Raw genomic sequence first — 5,382 nt, 5'->3', positions numbered from 1 at the left:
CGCCGCTTCTGGGCCGACCGGCTGGCCCGCCTCGACGCGCACCTGGAGTCCGAGCAATGACGAACGACGATCTGGGCGAGATCCGCCGCACCGGTGACACGGTCGAGATCACCTTTGTCCGCCGCCTGAATCGACCGATCGAAAAGGCGTGGGCGGCGATCACCGTGCCTGAACGGATCGCCGACTGGTTCGCCGAGGTGGTCCGCCTGGAGTTGCGGCTGGGCGGCGCGATCCACCTGCGGTTCCCTGAAGTGAACTTTGACATCCGGGGAGTCATCACCGAGTACGACGCGCCGCGGCGGCTGACCTGGACCTGGCCGCAGCCCGACGGCAGCGAGTCCGCGGTCAGCTTCGCCCTGGAGCCGGACGGCGACGGCTGCCGCCTCACCCTGGTCGAGCGCGGCCTCACCCTCAGCCAAGGCGCCGGCAACGCCGCGGGCTGGCATGCTCACCTCGAGGCGCTGGAAGACGCCTGCGACGGCGTGCGCACCTCTTGGGCCACCCTGCTGGAACGCGAGAAGCGCGTGAACCAGACCTACAAGGACCTCGCGCCCGGCTGACGCCCGGCCTGACGGATCGCCGCGTCGACCGCCAGCGCCTGCACCGTCTCGAAGACGTCGTGGACGCGCACCGCCGCCACGCCTGCCGCCGCCCCGGCCAGCGCCGCCGCGAGCGAGCCGCCCAGGCGCCGGTCGGCCGCCGCGCCGCCCGACAGCGCCCCGATGAACGCCTTGCGGCTCGCCCCCAGCAGCACCGGGAAGCCCAGCGCCACGATCCGGTCGAGGCCCGCGAGCAGCGGCAGGTTGTGGCGGGTCATGTGCTTGCCGAAACCGATGCCGGGGTCGAGCCAGATCCGTTCGCGCGACACGCCCGCGGCCATCGCGGCGGCGGCGCGCCCGGCGAGGAACGCCGCCACCTCGCCCGTCACGTCGTCGTAGCGCGGCTCGGCCTGCATCGTGCGCGGCTCGCCCTGCATGTGCATCAGCACGACGTCGCAGCCGAGCGCCGCGGCGGTCGCGAGGCTCTCCGGCGCGTGGCGGAGGGCGGTGACGTCGTTCCACATCGTCGCGCCGGCCTCGACCGCCGCCCGCGCCACCTCGGGCTTCATCGTGTCGACCGAGATCGCGACCGCCGGATGCTCGGCCCGCAGCGCAGCGACCACCGGGACCAGCCGCGCGATCTCCACCCCGGCGCTCACCGGCCGGGCCCCGGGGCGCGTCGACTCGGCGCCCAGGTCGACGATGTCGGCGCCCTCGGCGATCAGCCGCCGCGCCTGCCCGAGCGCCGCCTGCGGCGTCAGGAACCGGCCGCCGTCCGAGAAGCTGTCGGGCGTCGCGTTCACGATCCCCATCACCTTCGGGCGGCGCGTCGGCGGTGGCGGTGGCGGTGGCGGTTGGGAACTCATGAGGCCTCACCGTCGTCATAGTTGTATCGAAGGCTGAGCTGAAGCTGCGATCGCCGGGGAGACGGCCATGGCCGAGGTGAGCGGAACCGCCGCGCAGGACACCCTGGCCGGCACGGCGGCCAACGACGTCCTTTCGGGGCGCGACGGCTCCGACCGCATCTTCGCCGGCGCCGGCGACGACGTCGTCTATGGCCACTCGGGCGCCGATGCGACGGCCGACACCTGGCAGATCGACGCCGTCCGCGTCGCCTCCGGGCTCGCCAGCCCGCTCTTCGCCGCCTCGCCGCCGGGAGATCCCGACCGGCTCTTCGTCGTCGAGCAGCACACCGGCCGCATCCGCATCCTCGACCTCGACACCGGCCAGTTGAACGGCGACGCCTTCCTCGACCTGCCGGACTCGGGCCTCGCCGGCGGCGGCGAGCAGGGGCTGCTGGGCCTGGCGTTCCACCCGAACTACGCCGCCAACGGCCTCTTCTACGTGAACCTGACCAACGCGGCGGGCGACACCGAGGTCCGCGAGTACCGGCGGGCCGACCTCGACCACGCCGACGCCGCCTCGGGCCGCCTGATCCTCACGTTCGACCAGCCCTTCGACAACCACAACGGCGGCTGGCTGGGCTTCGGGCCGGACGGCTTCCTCTACATCGCCTCGGGCGACGGCGGCTCGGGCGGGGACCCCCGGAACAACGCCCAGAACATCGACAGCCTGCTGGGCAAGATCCTGCGGATCGACATCGACTCCGACGCCTTCCCGAACGACGCGAACCGGAACTACGCCATCCCGGCCGGCAACCCGTTCGCCGGGGCGGCGCCCGGCGCCGACGAGATCCTGCACTATGGCCTGCGCAATCCCTGGCGGCCCAGCTTCGATTCCGCGACCGGCGACCTGTGGATCGCCGACGTGGGCCAGGGCGCGCGCGAGGAGGTGAACGTCGCCGCCGCGGGGTCGGCCGGGCTCAACTTCGGCTGGAAGGTCAAGGAGGGCTTCACCACCTTCTCGGCCGGCTCGCAGGTGGGCCTCACCGACCCGATCCTGGACTACGGCCGCGCGCTCGGCTTCTCGGTGACGGGCGGCTACGTCTACCACGGGCCCGGCGGGACCGAGGGGCTCTACTACTTCGCCGACTTCGGCTCGGCCAACCTCTGGACGGTGGCCCGCTCGGCGGGCGGGCAGGCGCAGGACCTGACGATCCGCAACAGCCAACTGGCGCTCTCCGGCGGCGGCGACTTCGACCAGATCGCCTCGTTCGCGGTGGACGGCTCGGGGCGGCTCTACGCGATCGGCCTCGACGGCGACATCCACCGGCTCACGCCGCGCGCCACGGCCGGCGACCGTTCGGACTACCTGCGCGGCGAGGACGGCGACGACCGGATCTTCGGCGGTCTGGCGTTCGACGACGTCCACGGCAACATGGGCAACGACACGGTCTCCGGAGGCCAGGGGGGCGACTGGGTCGTGGGCGGCAAGGACAACGACCTGCTCTTCGGCGACGAGGGCGACGACATCGTCTACGGCAACCTCGGCGACGACACCTGCGAGGGCGGGACCGGCGGCGACCTGGTCCGCGGCGGCCAGGGGAACGACATCCTGCGCGGCGGCGACGGCGCCGACTTCATCTCCGGAGACCTCGGGAACGACACCGCCGCCGGCGGTGCGGGCGCCGACGTCTTCAACAGCTTCGGCGACGCCGGCATCGACCGCATCATCGACTTCAACCGCGCCGAGGGCGACCAGGTCCGCCTCGACCCAGGCAGCGCCTACGCCGTGGCCCAGGTCGGCGACGACACCGTTGTCTCCATCATCGGCGGCGCCCAGGTGATCCTCGCCGGCGTCCAGATGTCGACGCTGACGGGGAACTGGATCTTCGTAGGCTAGGCTGGCGGATCGGCGCCTTCCCGCACTAACGTCGTTCCCTGGAGTCGGCCGGGGGCCAGCGCAGATGCCGGAGATCGCCGGGAGCGGGGCGCGGGACACGCTCACGGGCACGGCGGGGGCCGACACCCTGTCGGGCCAGGACGGATCGGACAGCATCGCCGCCGGGGCCGGCGACGACCTCGTCTACGGCCACTCCGCCTCGGACGACGCCGCGATCACCGCCGTCCGCGTCGCCTCGGGCCTCTCGCGGCCGCTGTTCGGCGTCTCTCCCCCGGGTGAGCCGGACAAGCTGTTCCTGGTCGAGCAGTACACCGGCCGCATCCGGATTCTCGATCTCAACTCCGGGTCGATGCAGTCCGAGCCGTTCCTCGACCTGCCGAACGGCACACTGTCCACCGGCATCGAGCAGGGTCTGCTGGGCCTCGCCTTCCACCCGAACTACCAGCAGAACGGCCTCTTCTACGTCTACCTGACCAATGCCGCGGGCGACACCGAGGTCCAGGAGTACGTGCGCCAGAGCCCGACGCTGGCCGGCGCCCAGACCGACGTGATCATGACCATCCCGCGGGCCGGCAGCGCCAACCACGTCGGCGGCTGGATGGGGTTCGGGCCGGACGGCTTCCTCTACATCGCCTCGGGCGACGGCCACTCCGCGGCCACCGGCGTCACGATGGCGGCGCAGGACACCGCCTCGCTCCTGGGGAAGATCCTGCGGATCGACGTCGATCGCGACGACTTCCCGTTCGACTTCGCGAAGAACTACGCGATCCCCGCCGGCAACCCGTTCGCCGGTGCGACGCCGGGCGCCGACGAGATCTGGGTCTACGGCCTGCGCAACCCCTGGCGGCCCAGCTTCGACACCGCCAACGGCGACCTCTACATCGGCGACGTCGGCGCCAATGCGCGCGAGGAGATCGACTACGTCGCCGCCGGCCGCGCGGGCTTCAACTTCGGGTGGCCGCTGAAGGAGGGGTTTTCGATCCGCACCGCGGACGCGCCGGGACTCACCGATCCGGTCCTCGACTACGACCGGGTGACGCCGCTCTACCGCGGCTTCGCCGTCACCGGCGGCTATGTCTACCACGGCCCGGGCGGCGCCCAGGGGCTCTACGTCTTCGCCGACTACCTCTCGGGCAACGTCTGGACGACCCGGGTGGTGAACGGCCAGGCGCAGGATTTCCTGAACCGCAACGGCCAGATCGGCATCGTGAACGGCGGCGACCTCGACCAGGTCACCTCCTTCGCGCTCGACGGCCGTGGACGCCTCTACGTGATCGGCCAGGACGGCGACGTCCACCGCCTCGACTTCGGCGCCGCGGCCGGCGACGGCGCCGACTACCTGCGCGGCGACGAGGGGAACGACACGATCCTGGGCGGGATCGGCATGGACGACATCAACGGCAACATGGGCGACGACAGCGCCTCGGGCGGCGCGGGCGACGACTGGGTCGTGGGCGGCAAGGACCAGGACCGGCTCTTCGGCGACGACGGCGCCGACATCGTCTTCGGCAACCTCGGCGACGACACCTGCGAGGGCGGCGCGGGCGACGACCTGATCCGGGGCGGCCAGGGCGACGACATCCTGCGCGGCGGCGACGGCGCCGACTTCATCTCCGGCGACCGCGGCGACGACACCGCCGCCGGCGGTGCGGGCGGCGACGTCTTCAACAGCTTCGGCGACGCCGGCATCGACCGCGTGCTCGATTTCAACCGCTCGGAGGGCGACCGCGTCCGCCTCGACCCCGGCAGCACTTACGCCGTGGCCCAGGAGGGGGCGGACACGGTGGTCTCGATCACGGGCGGAGCGCGCATTGTACTCGCCGGCGTGCAGCTCTCGTCGCTGACGGGCGACTGGATCTTCGTCGGCTAGCCCCCCGGCGCCGCCTATCCGACACCAAGCCCACCAAGGTCACCAAGCGGCCGGCATCGCACCCGTCCTCTGGGTAGGACGACGGCGCCGGCGGCGCGCACGCCGCCGGTAAGGTCAGCCGCCCTTCTTCATCGTCAGCGGCAGCGAGCCGCCCATCTGTTTCCACTGGCCGTCGAGGGTCTTGCCGTCGGGCGAGAGCTTGCCCTCGAAGCCGCCGACGCCCTTCAGCTC

General features: G+C 72.1%; 4 protein-coding genes. 3 read left to right on the top strand and 1 reads right to left on the bottom strand.

Annotated elements, in window-relative coordinates; translation table 11 throughout:
• Positions 1–56 precede the first annotated feature (56 nt).
• Positions 57–560, top strand: a complete 504-nt coding sequence (locus JNL41_RS03045) for an SRPBCC family protein (protein WP_293472798.1) — start codon at positions 57–59, stop codon at positions 558–560.
• Here the strand turns inward: JNL41_RS03045 and folP are convergent.
• Entirely contained in the window at positions 536–1,351 is an 816-nt protein-coding gene (gene folP / locus JNL41_RS03040) for a dihydropteroate synthase (protein ID WP_293472797.1), read from the bottom strand. The genes JNL41_RS03045 and folP overlap by 25 nt on opposite strands.
• Positions 1,352–1,472: 121 nt before the next feature.
• On the opposite strand from folP, the gene JNL41_RS03035 reads away from it, so the two are divergent.
• The gene (locus tag JNL41_RS03035; RefSeq protein WP_293472796.1) at positions 1,473–3,281 is read left to right on the top strand and encodes a PQQ-dependent sugar dehydrogenase; all 1,809 of its coding nucleotides are present in this window, start codon (positions 1,473–1,475) and stop codon (positions 3,279–3,281) included.
• 64 nt (positions 3,282–3,345) lie between these two features.
• Positions 3,346–5,151: a PQQ-dependent sugar dehydrogenase gene (locus tag JNL41_RS03030; RefSeq protein ID WP_293472795.1), complete on the top strand. Its 1,806-nt coding sequence runs from the start codon at positions 3,346–3,348 to the stop codon at positions 5,149–5,151.
• The last annotated feature ends 231 nt before the right edge of the window (positions 5,152–5,382 follow it).

The sequence above is a fragment of the Phenylobacterium sp. genome (genome assembly GCF_016793285.1).
In the GTDB taxonomy this organism is placed as follows: domain Bacteria; phylum Pseudomonadota; class Alphaproteobacteria; order Caulobacterales; family Caulobacteraceae; genus Phenylobacterium.
Note: the sequence above shows the minus strand (reverse complement) of the source record. Positions and strands in the feature narration are given on the sequence as shown.